The organism is Streptomyces sp. NPDC101234 (assembly GCF_044767525.1).
Classification (GTDB): Bacteria; Actinomycetota; Actinomycetes; order Streptomycetales; family Streptomycetaceae; genus Streptomyces; species Streptomyces sasae.
Genome location: NZ_JBIWOA010000042.1, coordinates 35,526 through 57,429, shown reverse-complemented (window position 1 = coordinate 57,429; position 21,904 = coordinate 35,526). Strand labels below are relative to the sequence as shown.

Annotated in this window: 15 protein-coding genes; 8 read left to right on the top strand and 7 right to left on the bottom strand. The window is 71.3% G+C overall.

Going from position 1 to position 21,904, the window contains the following annotated elements:
• Positions 1-65 precede the first annotated feature (65 nt).
• Positions 66-1,214, bottom strand: coding sequence for a serine hydrolase domain-containing protein (locus ACIRR9_RS46705; RefSeq protein ID WP_403765282.1), 1,149 nt, complete (start codon positions 1,212-1,214; stop codon positions 66-68).
• Between the two features lie 85 nt (positions 1,215-1,299).
• Positions 1,300-1,518, bottom strand: coding sequence for a hypothetical protein (locus tag ACIRR9_RS46700; RefSeq protein WP_123977112.1), 219 nt, complete (start codon positions 1,516-1,518; stop codon positions 1,300-1,302).
• Positions 1,519-1,794: 276 nt separating this feature from the next.
• Between ACIRR9_RS46700 and ACIRR9_RS46695 the strand changes: the two genes are divergently transcribed.
• Positions 1,795-4,056 carry a SpoIIE family protein phosphatase gene (locus ACIRR9_RS46695; protein WP_403765280.1) on the top strand — a complete coding sequence of 754 codons (2,262 nt, stop codon included), beginning with the start codon at positions 1,795-1,797 and terminating at the stop codon, positions 4,054-4,056.
• A 52-nt stretch (positions 4,057-4,108) separates the two neighbouring features.
• On the opposite strand, the gene ACIRR9_RS46690 is transcribed toward ACIRR9_RS46695, so the two are convergent.
• A complete protein-coding gene (locus ACIRR9_RS46690; RefSeq protein ID WP_403765278.1) occupies positions 4,109-5,536 on the bottom strand; it encodes an MFS transporter in 1,428 nt (475 codons plus the stop codon).
• A gap of 101 nt (positions 5,537-5,637) precedes the next feature.
• On the opposite strand from ACIRR9_RS46690, the gene ACIRR9_RS46685 reads away from it, so the two are divergent.
• From ACIRR9_RS46685 to ACIRR9_RS46670, 4 genes are all read left to right on the top strand, one after another.
• Complete coding sequence (locus tag ACIRR9_RS46685) at positions 5,638-6,528, top strand: helix-turn-helix transcriptional regulator (protein WP_403765276.1); 891 nt, start codon at positions 5,638-5,640, stop codon at positions 6,526-6,528.
• Between the two features lie 87 nt (positions 6,529-6,615).
• Positions 6,616-6,957, top strand: coding sequence for an SCO4225 family membrane protein (locus ACIRR9_RS46680; RefSeq protein WP_403765274.1), 342 nt, complete (start codon positions 6,616-6,618; stop codon positions 6,955-6,957).
• Positions 6,958-7,019: 62 nt separating this feature from the next.
• Positions 7,020-8,012 carry a toll/interleukin-1 receptor domain-containing protein gene (locus ACIRR9_RS46675; RefSeq protein ID WP_403765272.1) on the top strand — a complete coding sequence of 331 codons (993 nt, stop codon included), beginning with the start codon at positions 7,020-7,022 and terminating at the stop codon, positions 8,010-8,012.
• Complete coding sequence (locus tag ACIRR9_RS46670) at positions 8,009-8,851, top strand: hypothetical protein (RefSeq protein ID WP_403765270.1); 843 nt, start codon at positions 8,009-8,011, stop codon at positions 8,849-8,851. The genes ACIRR9_RS46675 and ACIRR9_RS46670 overlap by 4 nt, the downstream gene beginning before the upstream one ends.
• A gap of 24 nt (positions 8,852-8,875) precedes the next feature.
• On the opposite strand, the gene ACIRR9_RS46665 is transcribed toward ACIRR9_RS46670, so the two are convergent.
• Positions 8,876-10,327, bottom strand: coding sequence for an MFS transporter (locus ACIRR9_RS46665; protein ID WP_365351200.1), 1,452 nt, complete (start codon positions 10,325-10,327; stop codon positions 8,876-8,878).
• A 131-nt stretch (positions 10,328-10,458) separates the two neighbouring features.
• On the opposite strand from ACIRR9_RS46665, the gene dusB reads away from it, so the two are divergent.
• Positions 10,459-11,601, top strand: coding sequence for a tRNA dihydrouridine synthase DusB (dusB, locus tag ACIRR9_RS46660; protein WP_403765268.1), 1,143 nt, complete (start codon positions 10,459-10,461; stop codon positions 11,599-11,601).
• A 93-nt stretch (positions 11,602-11,694) separates the two neighbouring features.
• Here the strand turns inward: dusB and ACIRR9_RS46655 are convergent, their stop codons facing one another.
• The 3 genes from ACIRR9_RS46655 to ACIRR9_RS46645 form a co-directional block, all read right to left on the bottom strand.
• Positions 11,695-13,803, bottom strand: coding sequence for a sulfatase-like hydrolase/transferase (locus tag ACIRR9_RS46655; RefSeq protein WP_403765266.1), 2,109 nt, complete (start codon positions 13,801-13,803; stop codon positions 11,695-11,697).
• Between the two features lie 159 nt (positions 13,804-13,962).
• Positions 13,963-15,900, bottom strand: a complete 1,938-nt coding sequence (locus tag ACIRR9_RS46650) for a glycogen debranching N-terminal domain-containing protein (RefSeq protein WP_403765264.1) — start codon at positions 15,898-15,900, stop codon at positions 13,963-13,965.
• Positions 15,901-15,963: 63 nt separating this feature from the next.
• On the bottom strand, positions 15,964-17,394 hold the full coding sequence (locus tag ACIRR9_RS46645) for an amylo-alpha-1,6-glucosidase (protein ID WP_403765262.1): 1,431 nt from the start codon (positions 17,392-17,394) through the stop codon (positions 15,964-15,966).
• A gap of 120 nt (positions 17,395-17,514) precedes the next feature.
• On the opposite strand from ACIRR9_RS46645, the gene ACIRR9_RS46640 reads away from it, so the two are divergent.
• Positions 17,515-18,753 carry an ROK family protein gene (locus ACIRR9_RS46640; RefSeq protein WP_365351196.1) on the top strand — a complete coding sequence of 413 codons (1,239 nt, stop codon included), beginning with the start codon at positions 17,515-17,517 and terminating at the stop codon, positions 18,751-18,753.
• 420 nt (positions 18,754-19,173) lie between these two features.
• Complete coding sequence (gene ppdK, locus ACIRR9_RS46635) at positions 19,174-21,894, top strand: pyruvate, phosphate dikinase (protein ID WP_403765260.1); 2,721 nt, start codon at positions 19,174-19,176, stop codon at positions 21,892-21,894.
• Positions 21,895-21,904: the final 10 nt, after the last annotated feature.

The window sequence follows — 21,904 nt, the reverse complement described above, 5'->3', positions numbered from 1 at the left end:
GGCGACAGGTGCGCTGACCTCGGGACTCACACCTCGGCCATCACCCGAATGCCGTAACGGCGGGCCTATGCCGTGACCCGCCAGAACTCCCGCATCAGCGGTGTCGGCACCGGGCCCGTCATCGCCACCTGGGTCAGCAGGACCGTGACCGTACCGGTGGCCGGGACGATGTGCGCGGTGGTGCCGGTGCCGCCGACCCAGCCGTAGCGGCCCGGCACGTTCCAGGGATCGGCCGGGGTGACGTCGACCTGGCCGCCGTAGCCCCAGCCCTGGCCCTCCAGGAAGAGCGTGGCGTGCTCGCGCTGGGCCGCCGTGAGGTGGTTGGTGGTCATCCGGCTGACCGAGGTGGGGGAGAGGATCCGGCGGCCGTCCGCGGTGGCGCCCGCGTTCAGGAGCAGGCGGCCGAAGGCCAGCCAGTCGTCGGCCGTGGAGACCAGACCGCCACCGCCCGAGGGGAAGCGCGGCAGGCCGCTCCACTCGCCGTCCGGGGTGTCCAGGAGGCGCAGGGTGCCGTCCTCGGCGGGGGCGTAGGACGTGGTGAAGCGGTCCCGTTTCGCCGCCGGCACCTCGAACGCCGTGTCCCGCATGCCCAGCGGCTCGAAGATCCGCTCCGCCAGGAAGTCCGGGAACGTACCGCCCGACACGCGGGCGACCAGGATGCCCTGGAGGGCCGACGAGGTGCCGTACAGCCAGGCCTCGCCCGGCTGGTGCAGCATCGGCACCTCGGCGAGCCGGGACAGCCAGGTGTCCGGGTTCGGCCAGTCCCGGAAGGGGAGGTCGTGCCGCTGCACCGTGAGCAGGGCCTGTGCGGCGGGCAGCGAGAAGTCGTCGGGCAGGCCCCAGCCGGTGCGGAAGCTCAGCACGTCCTCGACGGTGACCGGGCGGTCTGCCGGCACCACGTCGTCGACGGGGCTCGCGGGGGTCCGCACCACCATGGGTTTGGCGAGCTCCGGGAGCCACTCGGCCACCGGGTCGCCGAGCCCGATCCGGCCCTCGTCCACCAGCAGCAGCACGGCCGCCGCGGTGATCGGCTTGGTGATCGACGCGATCCGGAAGACCGAGTCCCGGGCCATCGGGGCGGAGCCCCCGGCGTCCATGTCGCCGACGGTCACGACCTCGACGTCGTCGCCCCGGGCGACGAGCCCGACGGCTCCGGGGACCGTGCCGTCCTCGACACGGCGGCGCAGGGCGGCATGGAGCGGGGTCACGGTCATCGGTCGTCCCTCCGGTGGGGTGCGGTCGTGTGTACGACTCCCACGCGGGCGGAAAGTCATCGGGACGCCGTCGGTGAGCCGTGAGTCACCGGGACGGCTGGGCCCCCGCCGGGTCCACCGTGGCCTGGTGCGCCTCGGCCAGGTGCTCCTCCGCCTTCAGCCAGGGCAGGAACTGCGCGCCCTGCTTCCAGCCGCAGGTGTCACACCTGATCGTGCGCTGGATGCCGGTGCGCTGCACCCGCACCGTGTGTTCCCGGCCGTGCTGGTCCCAGCGGCTGACCTTGCTCGAGTCGGTCTGCGACATAACGCCTCCGGAGTCAGTGCCCGATCTGCCGTTCGGCACGTCTCGACGGGAGGAGTGTGCAGCAAGACCAACATCAACGGGGATTTCTTCACGGCGAGTTGGCCAAGCCGTGTCCCGGGGTACGGCTCCGGCAGATCAGCGGGCCGTTCCGGGGGCGGGTGCCAACCTCCGGACCGGGAGCCGGATTTGGTCTACCGGCGGAAACCCTGGACACGGCATTGACCAAGGCTCAAGATGAAAGCGACCTTGTGAAACGGCCACCGGCACGGAGAGGCGATGCTGCCGGATCCTCAACGTTTTCTGGCCGTCTCCGGCCGTCGGATCGCTCGTGCCGAGGGCACGGCCCAGGTCGTCAGGGAGTTGTGCCTGACGGCGGTGCCGGACCTGTCGGACGCGGTGTTCGTGTACCTCGCGGACCGTCGGCAGGACCGGTCCGAGCCGCTCGGGCTGCGGTTGGACGGAGTGCCGGACGAACTCGGCGCCGTCATGGGAGGAGTTCCCGCGTCCGCGGCCTCCGTGCTGCCCGACAGCGTGCTGGCCGGCTTCCTGCGGTGCGGCAGAACACGCGGCCGGGGTTCGGACGACGTCGAGGAGGCCCTTCGCGAGCTCCTGGGGGCGGCACCCCGGCTCCCGCAGGGAAACCGTGTCCTGCTCGCTCCGCTGCGCGCGCCCGACACCGTTGTCGGCGTGGCGGTGTTCCTGCGGAGACCGGACCGGGAGGACTTCGTGGAGGACGACATCGCCCTGGCCGACGCGCTGTCGACACAGGCCGCGCTCGGCGTGAGCGAGGACACCGCGACCCCGCAGGCCGGACCCGCCGCCACGCCCAAGGCCCCGGACGAGGACCGCCTCCGCTACGTCGGCGCCGCCACCCGGCAGATCGCCCGGGGGTTCGAGACCGACGAGATCGTGCGCGGCCTGTGCCGCTCCGCCGTACCGACGTACTCCGACGCGGCCCTCGTCTACCTGCGCGACCCGCTACCGGTCGGCGACGAACGCCCCACCGGCCCCGACGCGTTGCGGCTGCGCCGCACCGACCGGATCAAGGGCCCCGCCGCAGAGGGCCTGGTCTGGCCGGCCGAGACGGTGGACGACGAGCAGGACGATCTCGACGCGGCCGACTGGAGCCAGGTCGTGCCGGGCGGTGCGCTCGCCGAAGTGCTGCGCGGGGTCCGGCCGGTGTTCGCCGACGACCGGGCGACCCGGGCCGCGCTCGGCGAACTCGTCGGCGAGGACAGCGCGTTGAACGGCTGGGCTGGGTCGCACGCGATCCTCGCCCCGCTGCGCGGCCGCCGCCGGGTCACCGGCGCGGTGCTCTTCCTGCGCCGCCCCGAGCGCCCGGCGTTCGAGCCCGCCGACCTCCTGGTCGCCGCCCAGCTCGCCACCCACACCGCGCTCGGCGTCGACAAGGCCGTGCTGTACAGCCGCGAGGCCTTCATCGCCGACCGGCTGCAGCGCGCGATGCTGCCGCAGACCCTGCCCAAGCCGCCCGGTGTCCGGCTGGCGTTCCGCTACCTGCCCGCCGCCGAGACCGCGCGCGTCGGCGGCGACTGGTACGACGCCATCCCGCTGCCCGGCAGCCGGGTCGCCCTCGTCGTCGGCGACGTCATGGGGCACTCCATGACCTCGGCCGCCGTCATGGGCCAGCTGCGCACCACCGCGGTGACCCTGGCCGGCCTCGACCTGCCCCCGCAGGAGGTCCTGCACCACCTCGACGAACAGGCCCAGCGCCTCGGCACCGACCGCATGGCGACCTGCCTCTACGTCGTCTACGACCCGGTCTCGCACCGCATCACCGTCGCCAACGCCGGTCATCCGCCGCCCATCCTGCTCCACCCGGGCGGCAAGACCGAGGTCCTCACGGTGCCGCCGGGCGCCCCGATCGGCGTCGGCGGCATCGACTTCGAGGCGGTCGAACTGGACGCGCCCGCGGGCGCGACCCTGCTCCTCTACACCGACGGCCTGGTCGAGTCCCGGCTGCGGGACGTGTGGACCGGCATCGAGCAGCTGCGGGAGAAGCTCGCCGCCACCGCCCAGTTGACCGGCCCGGACCGGCCGCCGCCGCTGGAGGCGCTGTGCGACGAGGTGCTCGACATGCTCGGCCCGGGCGACCGGGACGACGACATCGCGCTGCTCGCCGCCCGCTTCGACGGCATCGCGCCCAGCGACGTGGCGTACTGGACCCTGGACCCGGAGGCGAGCGCCCCGGGCCGGGCCCGCCGGCTCACCCGGCAGGCCCTGGCCGGCTGGGGCCTGGAGGAACTCACCGACACCGCCGAGCTGTTGGTCAGCGAGATCGTCACCAACGCGGTACGGCACGCCTCCCGGCCGATCAGCCTGCGGCTGCTGCGCACGGACGTGCTGCGCTGCGAGGTCGGCGACGACGTGCCGCAACTGCCGCGGCTGCGCCGGGCCCTGCCCAGCGAGGAGCACGGGCGCGGCCTGTACCTGGTGAACAGGCTGGCCCGGCGCTGGGGCACGACCCGGCTGGGCACCGGCAAGATCGTCTGGTTCGAACTGGGCGGTCCCGCGAGCTGAGGGCCGCTCGGCGCGCGGTCCGCGATGGCGAGGCCGGCTCGCCGTCGCCCGGTCACCCCACCGTCCGGGGCAGCCGCAGGCTGAGCAGCCCCGTCAGCACCACCAGGCCCAGCTGCACCAGCAGGGTGGTGACCAGGGCGTCCCGCACGCCCTGGTGCGGGATCAGGGAGAGGAACAGGGTGCCCAGGGTGGCCACGCCCAGGGCCAGCGCGGACTGCTGGGTGGTGACCATCACGCCGCTGCCCACGCCGGCCCGCGCGGGCGGTACCTCCGACATCACCAGGCGCAGCACGTTGGGGAGTTGGAGGGCCTGTCCGGCACCGGCGACCGCGACCCCGGGCAGCAGTCCGGCGAAGTCCAGGTGCGGCCAGTCCCGCCGGGCGGCGAGGACGATGAGGACGATGCCGATCCCCTGGATCACCGACCCGGCGGACACCACCCGGCTGCCGTACCGGGCGATCAGGCGCGGCCCGGCGAGCGAGACGAACAGGAAGACGACGGCCATCGGCGCGAGCGCCGTCCCGGCCGCGACGGGGCCGAGGTGCTCCCCGCTCTGCAGGGCCACGGCGATGACGAACATGAACCCGCTGAAGCCGACGGAGAACGGCAGCATCAGCACCAGACCCCGGCGCAGCGAGGCGAGTTCGAACAGGCTCGGCGGGACCAGCGGTGTCCGCCCCGCCCGGTCGGCGCGCCGCTCCACGGCGTAGAAGGCGGCGGCCACGCCCGGGAAGGCGGCCAGCGACAGCCAGGTCCACAGCGGCCAGCCCGCCGCCCGGCCCTCGGTGAGCGGGGCGAGCAGGGTGAGCAGGGAGAGGGCGAGCAGCACGGTGCCCGGCCCGTCGACGGGCTCGGGCCGCTGCGACCTCGTCTCCGGCACGAACCGGGCGGCGAGCACCAGCCCGACGGCCACGACCGGCACGTTGACGAGGAACACGGAGCGCCAGCCGGTGCCCCAGATGTCGGCGGCGACCAGCACCCCGCCGAGAATCTGCCCGGCCACCATGGAGAGGCCGGCGGTGGCGCCGTACAGGCTCATGGCCTTCGCGCGGCGGCCGCCGGTGGTGGCGGCCTGGATGGTGGCGAGGACCTGCGGGAGCATCGCGGCGGACGCGGCGCCCTGGGCGACCCGGGCGGCCACCAGCGACCAGGCGCCGGGCGCGAGTCCGCAGGCCAGCGAGGTCAGCCCGAACGCGGCCATGCCGCCGAGGAAGAGCCGGCGGCGCCCGAACAGGTCGCCGAGCCGGCCGCCGAGCACCAGCAGCACGGCGTAGGCGACGCCGTACCCGGCGACGACGAGTTCCAGGACCGCCTCGCCCGCGTGCAGATCCGTCCCGATGGTGGGCAGGGCGACGTTGACGATGAAGAAGTCGATGAGGGGCAGGGCCGCGGCCAGCAGCACGGTGAACAGGCCGGGCCCGCCGAGCGCCGGTGGCGCGGCCGGGGACCGTACGGTCTGAGCGGTGACGGTTTCGGTCATGACACCGAGCCTGCTGGGCCGCTCAGCCTGGTACCAGAGTCTTCTTGTCCTGGTAGAAGAAGTACCTGGCAACAGGATCCGCCAGGCGGCAGTCTGGAGGCATGACGACCACGACCGGTGCGACGGCGGCCCCTCACACGGCCAGGGGCGCGGCCGTCCGCCGCCATGAACTGGCCGCGTTCCTGCGCAGCCGGCGTGAGCGGATCACCCCCGAGCAGGTGGGCCTGCCGCGCGGCATCCGCCGCCGTACCCCCGGCCTGCGCCGCGAGGAGGTGGCGCAGCTCTCCGCGGTCGGTGTCACCTGGTACACCTGGCTCGAACAGGCCCGGGACATCCAGGTCTCCGTCCAGGTCCTGGACGCCCTCGCCCGCACCCTCCGGCTCGACGTGAGCGAACGCGCCCACCTCTTCCAGCTGGCCGCCGCCGTCGACCCGACCCCGGCCGCGAGGTGCCCGACCATCACCCCGGCCCTGTCCGAGATGCTCCGCGCCCTGGAACCCGTCCCGGCCTGCATCCAGAACAGCCGCTACGACATCCTCGCCCACAACCGCACCTACGGCCGGCTGATGGGCGATCTGGACGCGGTGCCGCCGGAGGACCGCAACTCCCTGATCCTCGTCTACACCCACCCCGAGTGGCGCCGGTCCATCGTCGACCTGGAGGAGACCCGGCGCTTCATGGCCGCCAAACTCCGCGCGGCCATGGCCGGCCATCTCGGCGAGCCGGCCTGGAAGATGCTGGTCAAACGGCTGACGGCGGAGTCCCCCGAGTTCCGCGACATCTGGGAGCGGTACGAGGTGATGGGCGTGCCCGTCGCCAAGACCAAGCAGTTCCTCAACCCGTACGTCGGTCTGCTCACCATGGACCACACCGACCTGTGGCTGAACCCGGAGTCCGGGGCCCGGATGGTCACCTACGTGCCGGTGAACGAGGAGTCACGGGAACGGCTGGCGGAACTGGACGCGCTGACGGCCCCCGTCGGACACGGTTGAGTACGGGTACTCAGGACAGAGCACGGCCGTTCGAACCACCATGCTGGCAGGAAGCACGACCGACGACCGGCCCCAGGGGGACGACCGATGACAACCGGCCCTGCCCGCACCGTAGTCCGCCTGATGGTCGGCAACCGTGTCTCGGCGGCCTACCTCGCACTGGTCGTCCTCGTCATGGCCAAGGCCACCTTCGACTCGGTGTGGGCGGAGGACCCCGACCCCGACTACGCCTGGCTCTGGCCGCCCCTGGTCACCTTCCCCGCCTTCCTGCTCGTCTCGACGCTCGGCAGGACCGCCTGGGGCACGGACCTGCCGAAATGGCTCTTCATCACCACGATCGCGGTGTCGGCCCTGCTGCAGGCCCTGGCCCTGGGGGCGGTCCGGCAGGCGATCCAGGCACGCCACCGGCGGGCGACCCAGGCCAACTAGGCCGTCGGCAGCACATGCCGGAACGGGTGAACCGGGTCGATCGCGGGGATATCCAAGTCCTCTTGCCCGGGCGCATCATGGGCGCCCTGCCCCGGCAACGGGTGGTTCTGGAGGCCGACATGCCGCCGTGGGACGTCTTCATCAGTTACGCGAGCGAGGACAAGGACGAGGTCGCCCTGCCGCTGTCCGTCGCGCTGCGCCGTGCGGGGCTGCGGGTCTGGCTGGACCGGCAGGAGATCCGCGTGGGCGACAGCCTGAACGACAAGATCAACGAGGGCCTGGCGAACAGCCGCTTCGGTGTGGTGATCCTGAGTCCCGCCTTCCTCGCCAAGAGCTTTCCGCGCAAGGAGCTCAACGGTCTCTCCGCGATCGAGGACGCGACCGGCGCAAAGTCGATCATTCCTGTCTGGCACCGTATCGACGGCACCGTCCTGGCCCGGCACGCCCCCCTGCTCGCCGACCGCCTCGCGGCGAACACGGACGACGGCATCCCGACCGTGACGACCCAGATCCTGGACGCCGTGGCGGACACCCACACCGCGCTCAGCCCGCTCCGCCTCCTGGGCAACCTCCTGGGCGGCGACGCCGACGGCGAGGCCGTCCGGGAGTTCCTCGCCTTCCACCCCGATCTCATGCACAGAACGCTCCACTCCCAGCCCGGGACGGAACGGTGGTCGGTTCACCTGGGGCCTGCCTCCGTCGACCTCTGCGCCTCGCGCACGCAGTACACGACCGGCGAAACGACCTGGTTCCTCGTGCAGTTCGAGCCGCCGGGCAGCCCGGCGATGACGGGCACCGGACCGGCCGCCGGGGTGGAGAGACGCGTCGCCGAACTCCGCGACGCGAGAAGGTGGATCGCCCGGAACCTCCGAGCCGCCCGGCGCGCCCTGCCACGGATCGACGTGGGATTCAGCGGCTTCGTCGTGTCGGGCCGGCGTGCGCTCCTCGACCAGGGCCGGGCCACGGCGCTCCGCGAGTACAACAGGGAACTGCTCGGCACCACCGTCCGCACCTACGACTGGATCGTCGACGCCGCGGCGGAGGACCCGGAATGATCGACGAGGAATGGCTGGACGCACAACTGCACTACGAGATAGCGGGCGGGTACCGGCTCAACGGGTGCCGTGTGGGCGGATCCGGCGTCGCCATCTTCGTGGACCACCCGGACGGCCAGGAGATGGTGTGGAAGTTCGGACGGGAGATGTTCCGCGAGGCCTGCTACTTCCGTGAAATACCGAACTCGCTCGCGCCCCGCCCCCTGTACGACATGGACCGGTTGAACCGGAAACTCCGGAGCCTGCTCGGAGACCCGCGGCTCCCGCACGTCGTGACGGGCTACCGCGATGTCTTCAGGTCCTTCCTGGAATCACTGCTGGAGGCGGACGCGGCGGATTTCGAGGGGATCCGCGGCCGGACCGAGGACATGACCCGCAGGCTGCGCTTCGTCCTGCAGAGCCCGCCGTTCTCCTACCTCCTGGAAGAGATCGTGAGCAACCCCCGCGAACCCCGCGGCAGGCGGCAGTGGGCCGAGCGGGCCCTGGAATCCCTCGGCCGGCTCGGCGAGGGCGACTCGCGGCTCAGACCCGACTCCCTGCTCGACAACCCGCTCTTCGTCTGGGGCGGAGCCGCCCTCGCCGGATACTTCACCAAGGCCGAACTGCCGGTCGCCGCGGCCGCGGCCCTGGAACAGTTCGACACGTTCGACGAGGAACAGCGGTACGCCTTCGCACATCAGACGGTGATCCTGGTCGACCTGCTGACCCAGATCGTGGGGAACAGCCTGAGACTGCGCCTGTTCTGCGACGCGACCGGTCTCTTCGGGCGGCAGTTCACCACGGCGGAGGAACGCTCCGAGCCCGACCGTTTCATGCAGGTCACCCTTGAGGGGCTGTGACGCCCGGCCGGTGCGGGGTACCGCCTAGACCCGCTCCCCGGCCCCCACCACCTGCCGGATCTCCGCCGACTCCAGGCGCTGCGCCGCGCGCTCGGCCGTCGTGCGGGCCCAGCGGCCGTTCGTCAGGGCGCCCAGGACCAGGACCGCGAGGCCGCAGCCCGCGAGGACCCACCAGCCGGGTCGGGCGGCCGTCACGAAGGACTGGCGGTACGACGACGAGCCGATCCCCGAGGCGAGGACCGCGCCGATGACCGCCACGCCCAGGGTCTGGCCCAACTGCCTGCTGGTCGAGGCGACCGCGGCCGCGACACCCGCCTGGGACCTCGGCATCCCGGAGACCGCGGTGTTGGTGATCGGGGCGTTCACGAAGCCGAAGCCGATGCCGAACAGGACATAGCCCGGGACGAGGGTGGCGTTCGACGTCTCCGCCTCGAACGCCGCGAACAGCACCGCGCTCGCCGTCATCGCCACCCCGGCGATCACCAGCGGCAGCCGGGGGCCGCGGCTCGCGACCAGCCGGCCCGACAGCGGGGCGCAGAGGAACATCGGGACCGCCATCGGCAGCATCCACAGACCCGCGTGCAGGGCGTCGAGGCCGCGCACGTTCTGCAGGTACAGCGTGGACAGGAACAGGAAGCCGCCGAGCGACGCGAACGCGCTGATCGCGATCACGGTGGCCCCGCTGAACGGCGCCGAGCGGAAGAAGCGCAGGTCGATGAGGGGTTCGTCGCGCCTCGGCTCGTACCAGAGCAGTCCGGTCAGGGCGACGAGGGCCACCGCGGCGAACGGCAGCACCGTGCCCGTCCCCGCCGTCGGCGCCTCGATGATCGCGTAGGTCAGGGAGCCGAACAGGGCGATGACCAGCACCTGCCCGAGCGGGTCGGGGCGGCGGGCCTTGGGCGCCCGGGACTCCGGCACGAAGCGCAGCGTCAGCAGGACCGCCGCGAGACCCACCGGGATGTTGACCCAGAAGATCGCGCGCCAGCCGACCGACTCCACCAGCAGGCCGCCGACCAGCGGACCGGCGGCCATGGATATGCCGACCACCGCACCCCACACCCCGATCGCCCGGGCCCGCTCGCGCGGTTCGGTGAAGGTGTTGGTGATGATCGACATGGCCACCGGGTTGAGCATCGAGCCACCCACCGCCTGGACCATGCGGAACGCGATCAGCGACTCCAGGTTCGGCGCGAGCGAGCACAGCAGCGAGCCGATCGAGAAGACCACCAGTCCGGTCATGAAGACCTTCTTGCGGCCGACCCGGTCGCCGGTCGACCCCGCGAGCATCAGCAGCGAGGCCAGGACCAGCGTGTACGCGTCGATGGTCCACTGGAGGCCCGCCGTGGTCGCGTGCAGTTCGCGCTGCATGGACGGCAGGCCGACGTTGAGGGCGGTCGTGTCGAGACTCACGATCAGCAGGCTCATACAGCAGATCGCGAGCACGAGCATGCGGCGGCGGGGACTCAGCTCGGGCATGTGTCTCATCGTACGCCCATTTCGATAGTGCGTCTAACTAATGAGTGTTGCATGATCGTGGCGGGGCGTGTCCGCGGGCGGTTGTCCACAGGGCCGGACGAGCATCGCGCGCCGTACGCGACAATGGGGGAATGCCCGAGCCCACGTCGCCCCTCCAGATCGGCCCCCACACCGTTCGGCCGCCGGTCGTCCTGGCCCCCATGGCCGGGATCACCAACGCGCCCTTCCGGACCCTGTGCCGGGAGTTCAGCGGCGGCAAGGGCCTGTTCGTCAGCGAGATGATCACGACCCGGGCGCTGGTCGAGCGCAACGAGAAGACCATGCAGCTGATCCACTTCGACGCGACCGAGAAGCCGCGCTCGATCCAGCTGTACGGCGTCGACCCGGCCACCGTCGGCAAGGCCGTCCGCATGATCGCGGAGGAGGACCTGGCCGACCACATCGACCTGAACTTCGGCTGCCCGGTCCCCAAGGTGACGAGGAAGGGCGGCGGCTCCGCGCTGCCGTACAAGCGCAACCTGCTCCGCGCGATCCTCCGCGAGGCCGTCTCCGGCGCCGGGGACCTCCCGGTCACCATGAAGATGCGCAAGGGCATCGACGACGACCACATGACCTATCTCGACGCCGGCCGGATCGCCGTCGAGGAGGGCGTCACCTCGATCGCCCTGCACGGCCGCACCGCCGCCCAGCACTACGGCGGCACCGCCGACTGGGAGGCCATCGCCCGCCTCAAGGAGCACGTCCCGGAGATCCCGGTCCTCGGCAACGGCGACATCTGGTCCGCCGAGGACGCGCTCAGGATGGTCCGGGAGACGGGCTGCGACGGAGTCGTGGTCGGGCGCGGGTGCCTGGGGCGGCCGTGGCTGTTCGCGGACCTGGTCGCGGCCTTCGAGGGGCGGCAGCAGGATGTCCTGAAGCCCACCCTCCGCGAGGTCGCCGACATCATGGTCCGGCACGCCACCCTGCTCGGCGAGTGGATCGGCGACGAGTCCAAGGGAGTCGTCGACTTCCGCAAGCATGTCGCCTGGTACTTGAAGGGCTTCGCCGTCGGCAGCGAGATGCGCAAGCGCCTCGCCATCACGTCGTCGTTGGAAGAACTCCGCGCGGGCCTCGACGAACTGGACCTCGACCAGCCCTGGCCCACGGGAGCCGACGGGCCCCGCGGCCGTACGTCCGGCAACAACCGGGTGGTGCTGCCGGACGGCTGGCTGAAGGACCCGTACGACTGCGCCGGGATCGGCGAGGACGCGGAACTGGACACTTCCGGGGGCTGAGCAGGCCGCGGTTCGGTCGCGCCCCGAAGGGGCGCGGGGAACTGCGCGACCAGCCCCCACCGGCCCGCGGTGAACGAACCGCGGGCCGGTGGCTCAGTTCGTCTTCGGGTCCGGGGTGGAGCCGTACGCCGCCAGGAACTTGTCGCGGAACGCGCTCATCTTCCACACCGGGGCGTTGTGCGCCGGGCGCAGACCGTCGGTCCAGTTCCAGGAGTCGATCGCGTCCAGCACCTTCGGGTCCTTGGCGACGATCGAGATCGGCACATCACGGCTGGCGTGGTTGCCGCTGACCCGGGCGATCGGCTGGTGGTCGCCGAGGAAGACCAGGACCGTGTTGTCGTTGCCGTAGCGCTGCAGCCACTGGGTGAGCGCGGTCACCGTGTACTGGACCGACTTGCCGTACTCCTGGCGGGACTTGGTGGTGTCGGCGATGACGTCGGACGCCTTGTTGCCGGCCTTCTGGATCGCGTCGAAGATCGATCCGTCGCCCAGCTGGTCCCACGGCACCATCTTCGGGATCGGCGCCCACGGCTGGTGGCTGGAGGTCAGGATCAGGAACGACATCCGCGACTTGCCGTCGGTCGGCTTCTTGCTGTGCACCCGCTCCTGGAACTGCTCCAGCGCGTACTGGTCGGGCATCGTCGACCAGCTGAACTTCGGTCCCTTGTAGCCGAGCTGGAAGGCGTTGTAGACCTTGTCGAGGCCGTAGAAGCTCTGCTCCGGCCAGCCCTTCTGGATACCCGGCATCACACCGACCGTGTCGAAGTCACCGGTCTTCTTGAACGCCTTGGTCAGGCTGAGGTGGTCGCTGGCCATGACGGTCCGGTAGCGCTGCTGGTTGCTGACCCACAGCCCCGACATGGTCGTGGAGTGGCCGAGCCAGCTGCTGCCGCCGTACGTCGCCGACGTCAGCCAGCCGCTCTTCGCGGCGTAACCGGCCTTCTTCAGCATCGCCGTCTGCGCGTCCAGCGTCTTGTCGACACCGGGCGCCTCGATCGGGTCCTCGATCGCGCTGCGGCCGTAGCTCTCGATGAACGTGAAGATCATGTCCTTGCCGCGCAGGGCCGGCACCAGCTGCGAGCCCGGGGTGTTCCCGAAGGCGTCGACCTTGGCGACCTTCTGGAACTCCGCCTCGTCCTTCAGGGTCGCCTGGACGGTCCGCACCTGCGTCTTCAGCATGGCGGTCGCCTTCTGCGTGGCGAGCGGCGCGCCGGTGAGCGACAGCCCGAGTGCGTTGCAGGTGATCCATACCGTGCCGACGATCAACGTGCCCCGGGTCGCCCGGCCGCGGTTGCGCGCCAGTTGGTCGGCGAGGCGCACGGCGGCCAGCGCGACGAGCCCGATCAGCACGAAGACCAGCAGCACCGCACCGGCCGTGATCGCCAGCTCGGTGGTCGTGCCGAGGGTGTCCTGCAGATAGCCGCGGGCGTCGGGGAGCAGCGACCAGTCCAGGATGATGTTGAAGGGCCGACCGAGATACTCCAGGAACCCGATGTTGAAGACGTCCACGATGGCCAGTGCCCCCACCACCGCGCCGCCCAGCGCCGCCAGCACCAGCCGGGGCCGGCGCGGCAGGCTCAGCAGCACGACCGCCCCGATGATCGCCTCGGCCGGAATCCGCACGAACATCGCCGGCTTCAGCCCGCCGATCGTGTTCGGCATCACCAGACAGGCGTATACGAGGAGAGCGGAGAGGAGGGTGAGGGCGAGGGAGAAGGCACGCGCGGCGGAGGGGTGTTCGCTGCGCCAGCGCTGCCATATGCGGGGGCGCCGGGCCGGGGCGGACCCGGAACCGGCGGGTTCGGGGGCGGCCTCCGCCTCCGGTACGGCGGCTTCGTCGCCGACGGCCGCTTCGACAGCGGCTTCGGCAGGGGCTTCCGGAGTCGCTTCGGCCACCGCTTCGGCGGCGGTGGCCTCATCGGGTACGGCGACTTCACCGGGTCCGGTTTCCGGGGCCGTGACCTTTTCGGCCACGGAGGCCTCTTCGGGTATGTCTCCGGGTTCGTCTTCGGGTTCGTCTTCGGGAGTGACCGTTTCCTCGGGTGCGGCCTTCGCGCCTTCGACCTGGGCGGCCTCGACCTGGGCCTCGGCCGCCGTACCCTCGGCCTCTTCCGCCTTCTCGGCTTCCGTGGTCTTTGCGACCTCAGCCTCGGTCTCCCCGGCCGTACTGGATGACTGGCGTGTGCTCGTGTGCTGAGGCAACCCGGAGGTCCTTCCGTGCGAGACCCGTAAACGGAACCGGCGGGTCAACGCTGGGGAGGCCTGGACCCGTCGACTTCCGGTACGGCTCGCACATGGCCCCGGTTCAGGCTTTTCGGCAAACACCGGGCAAACACAACGCCCGGCGGTGTTCACGCAACCCTACGCACCCCCGACAGCGGTCAGCAGTGCCAGGGGAGCCGCCGCCGACCGCGACTCCCGCACACACGCATGCGGATAGGGCACCGGCTCCGGATGCGTGTCCCTCCCGTACCCGGCCAGCACCTCCGGCAGCCGGTGCCCGCCGGCGGTCGCCGCGTCCACCAGCCCGTGCGCCACGGCCCGGGCCTCGTCATGCAGCCCGTACCGCGCCAGCCCCAACGCGATCAGCGCGTTGTCATGCGGCCACACCGACCCCCGGTGATACGACAACGGGTGGTACGCGGCCTGCCCCGCGGCCAGCGTCCGCACCCCCCACCCCGAGAAGAAGTCCGGCTCCAGCAGTCGTCGGCCCACCTCCTCCCCGTACTCCTTGTCCAGCAACCCGGACCACAACAGGTGCCCCGCGTCCGAGGCGAGCGCGTCGACCTGCCGCCCCTCCCCGTCCAGGGCCAGCGCGGGGAACGCCGACTCCCGCATCCAGAAGTCCTGTTGGAAGCGGTCGCGCAGATCACCGGCGGCCTGTTCGAGGAGCGCCGCGTACGTCTCGTCGGCCCACACCGTCCGCGCCACCCACGCCGTCCGCCGCAACGCGTCGTACGCGTACCCCTGCGCCCCCGCCGCCATCACGGTCCCCATCGGCCGGCTGCCGTCGGCGGAGCAGATCGCGCCGGGGGAGTCCTTCCAGTTCTGGTTGGCGAGTCCGCCCTTGTCCGCGCGGTACACCAGATATCCGGTCGAGGTCAGGCCGCCGTGATCGAGCATCCACCCCACAGCCGCACGGGCGTTGCGTTCGAGCCGCCGGGCCGTCTCCAGGTCCCCGGTCTGTTCCACATACGCGCCGAACAGGATCAGGAACAACGGCGTCGCGTCGACCGAGCCGTAGTAACGCCCGTACGGCACCTGCCCGAAGTGCGCCAGCTCCCCGTGCCGCACCTCGTGGACGATCTTCCCCGGCTGGGCCACGGCGTTCGCGCCGGCCTCGGTCGCCTGGGTGGCGGCGAGCGCCGGGAGGGTGGCGGCGGCCAGCTGGGGGCGGTAGGGGAGGGCGAAGAGAGAGGTGAGCAGGGCGTCGCGGCCGAGCAGGGTGAGGAACCAAGGGGCGCCCGCGGCGGGGACCTTGAGTTTCTCGCCGTCCGGGCCGGTGGCCGGCACCTGGAGCGAGGCGAGGTCGGCGAGGCCGCGGGCGCAGGCCGCCGCCAGCTCCGGCCAGCCGGTCGGGAAGGCGACACCCTCCACGAACTCGCCTTCTATGGCCAGGAGTTGCTCGTTGAGCGCGGCCGGGTCGCGGGGCACGCGCAGGGCCCGCCGGTCGCCGTGCGGGCGCCCGATCACCCGGAGGACCAGCTCGGTCGTGCCGTGCGGTGCCAGCTCCAGCGTCCACACCAGCCGCCGCGCGCCGGTCCCGGTCTCCTCGACGCCGTCCGGAGCGGGCTCGGCGGTGATCGTCGTACAGGACCGCCACTCGCCCCGGCGGTAGCCGAACTCCAGCCCGTCGTCGAGGACCTGTCGGGAGCGTACGGCGCCGGACTTCACGTAGGTGCGGTGGTCGGCGCGGAGTTCGAACTGGTCGGTGAAGTCGGCGTCGGCGGTGATCGCGAGGCGGATCGTGGTCGGCACCGGACGGTTGCTGGTGACCCGCAGGGACTCCACGAACGAGCCGTCGCCGACGGCCTGTTCACGGAAGAGCGTGTGCGCGGGCGGTTCCTGGCGGCCGCCGCGCGGGACCAGCACGCAGCGCGCGCCGTCCCCGTCGGTGACCGGGGTGAGCACCTCCGGCAGCGCCCCGTCGACCGTCAGCTGCCAGCGGCTGAGATGCCGGGCGTCCCGTACGAATAACCCGTCCGGGGAACCGCCGCCCCGGACGCCGCTGATGTCGCCGCGGTCGTCAACGGCGGCGAACGTCGCGCCGTGCACGAGCAGATGATGCCGGTCCGTCATCCCCGGTCCCCTCCTTTGTCTTCAGTTCGAACGTGCCGGTGTCCATGGGGACACGTGGTTTTGTCAGCTCTTGCCCAGGTTTTGGCGTTCGTTGTGCGGTTCGCTGTGCGGTTCGTCGTGCGGTGCCTGCCGCTGGTGGTGCAGGTCGAGCGCCAGCGCCGCCGTCCAGCTGAATCCGGCCGCTCCGCACGCCTCGCCCGTGTACGGGTCGACGTACTCGGCGAACCCGCTCGCGTCGGCCGTCCGTACGAGCGCCTCGCGCAGCGCGTCGGCCCGGTCCCGCTCGCCGTGCTCGCGCAGCCCGCGCTCCAGCAGCCAGCCGGTGTTGAACCAGGCGGGCCCGCGCCAGTAGCGGTGCGGGTCGAAGGCCTCGCCGAGCAGGTCGTAACTGGGGACGAGACGGGTGCCGGTGCCGAAGTGCGGGCCGCCCAGTGTGCGCACGAGCGCGGCGGCGATCTCGGGCGGCAGCTCGGGCAGGATCAGCGGGACCAGCCCGGAGACGCTGCGCTCGGGGATCGGCCCGCCGCCTCGCAGGTCCCGGCAGAGGAAGATCTCCTTCTCCGGATCCCACAGCCGGTCCACCAGCGCCGCCGTCAGCCGCTCCGCCCGTGCGTGCCGGGCCGTGCCGGTCGCCCCCAGCTCCCGCGCGATCCGGGCGAGGGCGTGCTCGGAGGCGATGAGCAGCGCGTTGAAGGCGGGGTCCTCGACCGCGAACTCCCTTGTACGGTCCGCGTATTCGGCGTCCCGGTAGTCCGTCGCCAGCCGCACGTACCGCCCGTAGTCCAGATCCGTCGGCCGGTCCTCGGCGGCGCCGTGGTCGAGGTCGGCACGCCGGAAGGAGCGCGCCGGGGCCGGGGTGACCCGGGCGAGGGGGGCGTCCCAGCAGGGGCTGTTGTCCATCCCCTGCTCCCAGGGGTGCACGACGGAGGCCAGACCGCCGCCGCCCAGGTCGCGCCGGTGCAGCAGATAGCGGTGCCAGGCTGCCAGGCGCGGGTAGACGTTCGCCAGGAAGCCGCGCGCCCGTGAGAGCCCCGGGTCGGCGCGGTGCACCAGCCAGGCCGCCAGTGCGTGCACCGGTGGCTGCACGATCCCGGAGGTCTGTACGGTGCGCGGGGCGCCCGCAGCGCGCCCCGCGGTCGAGGAGCGCCAGAAGTCGGGGCTCGGGAAGTACGCGTCGAGGGGCACGGAGGGGTTGAACACGATGTGCGGGATCCGCCCGTCGGCCCACTGGGCGGCCAGCAGCGTCTCCAGCTCCGTCTGCGCGCGCAGCGGCGACAGATGCCTGAGCCCGATCGCGATGAACGCCGAGTCCCACGACCACTGGTGCGGATACAGACTCCGGGAGGGCACGGTCGAGGTGCCGGTCCAGTTGTCGGTGAGTACCCGGGCGGCCCTGACGTGCACGGACCGCTGTCCGGCGGTAGGGGCGGACAGCGGATCGTATGCAATCTCGCGGTCGAGCGCATGGGCTGTGAGCTGGGCAGTGCGATCCACTCGGGGCTCCCCGAAGACGTCCGGCCGGCCAGGTTTGGCAGTGGCTACCGTAGGGTTACGTCTATTTAACACGCAAAACTCAATATGTAATGCAAGCTTGAGAAACACAAGGGGGTGCGCATGACCGGACGTCCGGGGAGCACCGGCAGGGCCGGCAGGACGGGTAGGGGCGGCGGCCAGGCGAGCGCCGGTGAACTGCTCGAACTGGTGCGCAGCGGACGGGCCGTGACGCGCGGCGCGCTCCAGCAGACCACCGGACTCTCCCGTGCGACCGTCGGCCACCGCCTGGACCGTCTGTTCCGCGCGGGCTGGCTGCGCGAGGGCGCCGGCGGCCCGGTCGACTCCCCGCTCGGCGGACGCCCCTCCATCACCCTCGAGTTCGACGACTCCCACGCGGTGGTGCTCGCCGCCGACCTGGAGACCCGCCATGCCCGGGCCGCCGTACTGTCCCTGACCGGCGAGATCCTCGCCGAACACTCCGGCACGCTGGTCATCCAGGACGGCCCGGACGCCGTACTGGGCGAACTCGGCCGCTGGTTCGCCGAGCTGCTGGAGAAGGCCGGGCACCGGGCGGCGGAGGTGTGCGGGATAGGTCTCGCGGTACCGGGCCCCGTCGACACCGAGACCGGCCGGGTCGTCCAGCCCCCGATCATGCCGGGCTGGGACGGCTACGACATAAGAGGCCGGATGGCCGGGGCGTTCACGGAACACACGGGCGCACCGCCGGTCCCGGTCCTGGTCGACAACGACGCGAACCTGATGGCGTACGGGGAGCAGCGCACCGGCCATCCCGACTGCTCGGCGTTCGTCCTGGTCAAGGTCTCGACCGGCATCGGGGCCGGGGTCGTGGTCGACGGCTCGATCTACCGGGGCATCGACGGCGGCGCCGGGGACATCGGCCATATCCGGGTGGGCGCGGAGGCGCAGTGCCGCTGCGGTTCGTACGGCTGCCTCGCCGCCGTCGCGAGCGGTGGCGCCGTGGCCCGGAGGCTGGCGGAGGCCGGGGTGCCGGCGGCGTCCGGATCGGATGTGCGGGACCTGCTCGCCTCGGGCCACCCGGAGGCGGCCGCGCTGGCGCGGGAGGCCGGCCGTCTGGTCGGAGACGTCCTGGCGACAGTCGTGACCCTCCTCAACCCGGGTGTGCTGATGATCGCGGGCGATCTGGCGGGCACCCCGTTCCTCACCGGTGTACGCGAACTGCTCTACCAGCGGGCGCTGCCCCGCTCCACCGCTCATCTGGACGTGGTCACCTCGCGGCTGGGGGAGCGGGCGGGGCTGATCGGGGCCGGGGCGCTGGTCGTGGAGCACCTGTACGCGCCGGAGGCGGTGGAGGAACGGCTGCTGGCGCTGGGCATGTGACCCCAGCGTTGCGGTTCCGTTTTCCGGTCCGTTTCGCTGTCCGCATGGTGAGCTCGGGCGGTCTGTGGCAGCGTGATTCTCGCCACCCTTGATAAGGGTTGCGCTCAGATGAGCGGATCATGGGCGACTGCACTTCTCCAAGGGGTGGCACTGGGTGCCACCCCTTGATCGTTCATCGATCGAAATCAGACGTGCAGTCCTCTCGCTCATCTGAGCGAAATAGTGTGGCGCTGAGCGAACTTGCGTTCAAGAAGTGAAAACATAATCGGGTCTCCGCTTGCCAAGCTTTGACTTTCGATCCACTGGCGGACGACTGGTTACGGGCGCATGACACGCAAGTAGACGTACCCAGGCGCCTTCGATCTGGGTATGTTCCTCGCCGTCAGGGCAGCCACCGCGTCCTCGAGGGAGTCGAGACCCGTGTCGGAAAACAAAGAACCCCACGTAGCGAAGCTCGTCTACGACTTCACCGAGGGAAACAAGGACCTCAAGGACCTCCTGGGTGGCAAGGGTGCGAACCTCGCCGAGATGACCAACCTGGGGCTCCCCGTTCCCCCGGGCTTCACCATCACGACCGAAGCCTGCAAGGTCTACCTCGACAGCGGCGAGGAGCCGACGGCACTGCGTGACGAGGTGAGTGCGCACCTCGACGCTCTCGAAGCGCGGATGGGCAAGAAGCTCGGCCAGGCCGACAACCCGCTCCTGGTCTCGGTCCGCTCCGGCGCCAAGTTCTCCATGCCCGGCATGATGGACACGGTCCTGAACATCGGCCTCTCCGACAAGTCCGTGCAGGGCCTGGCCAAGCAGGCCGGCGACGACCGCTTCGCGTGGGACTCCTACCGCCGCCTCATCCAGATGTTCGGCAAGACGGTCCTGGGCGTCGACGGCGAGCTCTTCGAGGAGGCCCTGGACGCGGCGAAGGACGCCAAGAAGGTCACCGTCGACACGGACCTGGAGGCGGCCGACCTCAAGAAGCTGGTCACCAGGTTCAAGAAGATCGTCAAGACGGAGGCCGGCCGGGACTTCCCGCAGGACCCGCGCGAGCAGATGGACCTCGCGATCCGCGCGGTCTTCGAGTCCTGGAACACCGACCGCGCCAAGCTCTACCGCCGCCAGGAGCGCATCCCCGGCGACCTCGGTACGGCCGTCAACATCTGTTCGATGGTCTTCGGCAACCTCGGCCCGGACTCCGGCACGGGCGTCGCCTTCACCCGCGACCCCGCCTCCGGCCACCAGGGCGTCTACGGCGACTACCTCCAGAACGCCCAGGGCGAGGACGTGGTCGCGGGCATCCGCAACACGGTCCCGCTCGCGGAGCTGGAGCAGATCGACAAGAAGTCGTACGACCAGTTGATGCAGATCATGGAGACGCTGGAGAACCACTACAAGGACCTCTGCGACATCGAGTTCACGATCGAGCGCGGTCAGCTTTGGATGCTCCAGACCCGCGTCGGCAAGCGCACCGCGGGTGCCGCCTTCCGTATCGCGACCCAGTTGGTCGACCAGGGCCTGATCGACGAGACCGAGGCTCTCCAGCGCGTCACGGGCGCCCAGCTCGCCCAGCTGATGTTCCCCCGCTTCGACGAGCAGGCGAAGACCCAGCAGGTCGGCCGGGGCATCGCGGCGTCGCCGGGCGCGGCGGTCGGCAAGGCGGTCTTCGACTCGTACACCGCCGTGAAGTGGTCCCGCTCGGGCGAGAAGGTCATCCTGGTCCGCCGCGAGACCAACCCCGACGACCTGGACGGCATGATCGCCGCCGAAGGCATCCTCACCTCCCGCGGCGGCAAGACCTCCCACGCGGCCGTGGTCGCCCGCGGCATGGGCAAGACGTGTGTGTGCGGCGCGGAGGAGCTGGAGGTCGACACCAAGCGCCGCCGGATGACGGTCCCGGGCGGCCATGTGGTCGAGGAGGGCGACGTCATCTCCATCGACGGCTCCTCGGGCAAGGTCTACCTGGGCGAGGTCCCGGTCGTACCGTCTCCCGTCGTCGAGTACTTCGAAGGCCGGATGCACGCGGGCGCCCAGGACGCCGACGAACTCGTCGAGGCGGTCCACCGCATCATGGCGTTCGCGGACCGCAAGCGCCGGCTGCGCGTGCGCGCCAACGCCGACAACGCCGAGGACGCGCTGCGGGCCCGCCGCTTCGGCGCCCAGGGCATCGGCCTGTGCCGCACCGAGCACATGTTCCTCGGCGACCGCCGCGAACTGGTGGAACGCCTGATCCTGGCGGACACGGAGGAGGAGCGCGAGGAGAGCCTGAGCGCCCTGCTCCCGCTCCAGAAGAAGGACTTCGTCGAGCTCTTCTCGGCGATGGACGGCCTCCCGGTGACGGTCCGTCTCCTCGACCCGCCGCTGCACGAGTTCCTCCCCGACATCACGGAACTCTCCGTCCGCGTGGCCCTGGCCGAGTCCCGCCAGGAGTCCCACGAGAACGACCTCCGCCTCCTCCAGGCGGTGCATCGCCTGCACGAGCAGAACCCGATGCTGGGCCTGCGCGGCGTACGCCTGGGCCTGGTCATCCCCGGCCTGTTCACCATGCAGGTCCGTGCGATCGCGGAAGCCGCCGCCGAACGCAAGAACGCCAAGGGCGACCCGCGCGCCGAGATCATGATCCCCCTGGTCGGCACGGTCCAGGAGCTGGAGATCGTCCGCGAGGAGGCCGACCAGGTCATCGCGGAGGTGGAGGCGGCGACGGGTGTGAACCTGAAGCTGTCGATCGGCACGATGATCGAACTCCCGCGGGCCGCCCTGACGGCGGGCCAGATCGCCGAGGCGGCGGAGTTCTTCTCCTTCGGCACGAACGACCTCACCCAGACGGTCTGGGGCTTCAGCCGCGACGACGTGGAGGCCTCCTTCTTCACCGCGTACCTGGAGAAGGGCATCTTCGGCGTGTCGCCCTTCGAGACGATCGACAAGGACGGCGTGGGCTCCCTGGTCGAGCTGGCGGCGAAGGCGGGCCGGGCGACCCGCCCGGACCTGAAGCTGGGCGTCTGCGGCGAGCACGGCGGCGACCCGGAGTCCGTCCACTTCTTCCACGAGGTGGGCCTGGACTACGTCTCCTGCTCCCCGTTCCGCATCCCGGTGGCCCGCCTGGAGGCGGGCCGCGCGGCGACGCAGTCGGCGGGCAGCGACCACCGCTGACGTCTACCGA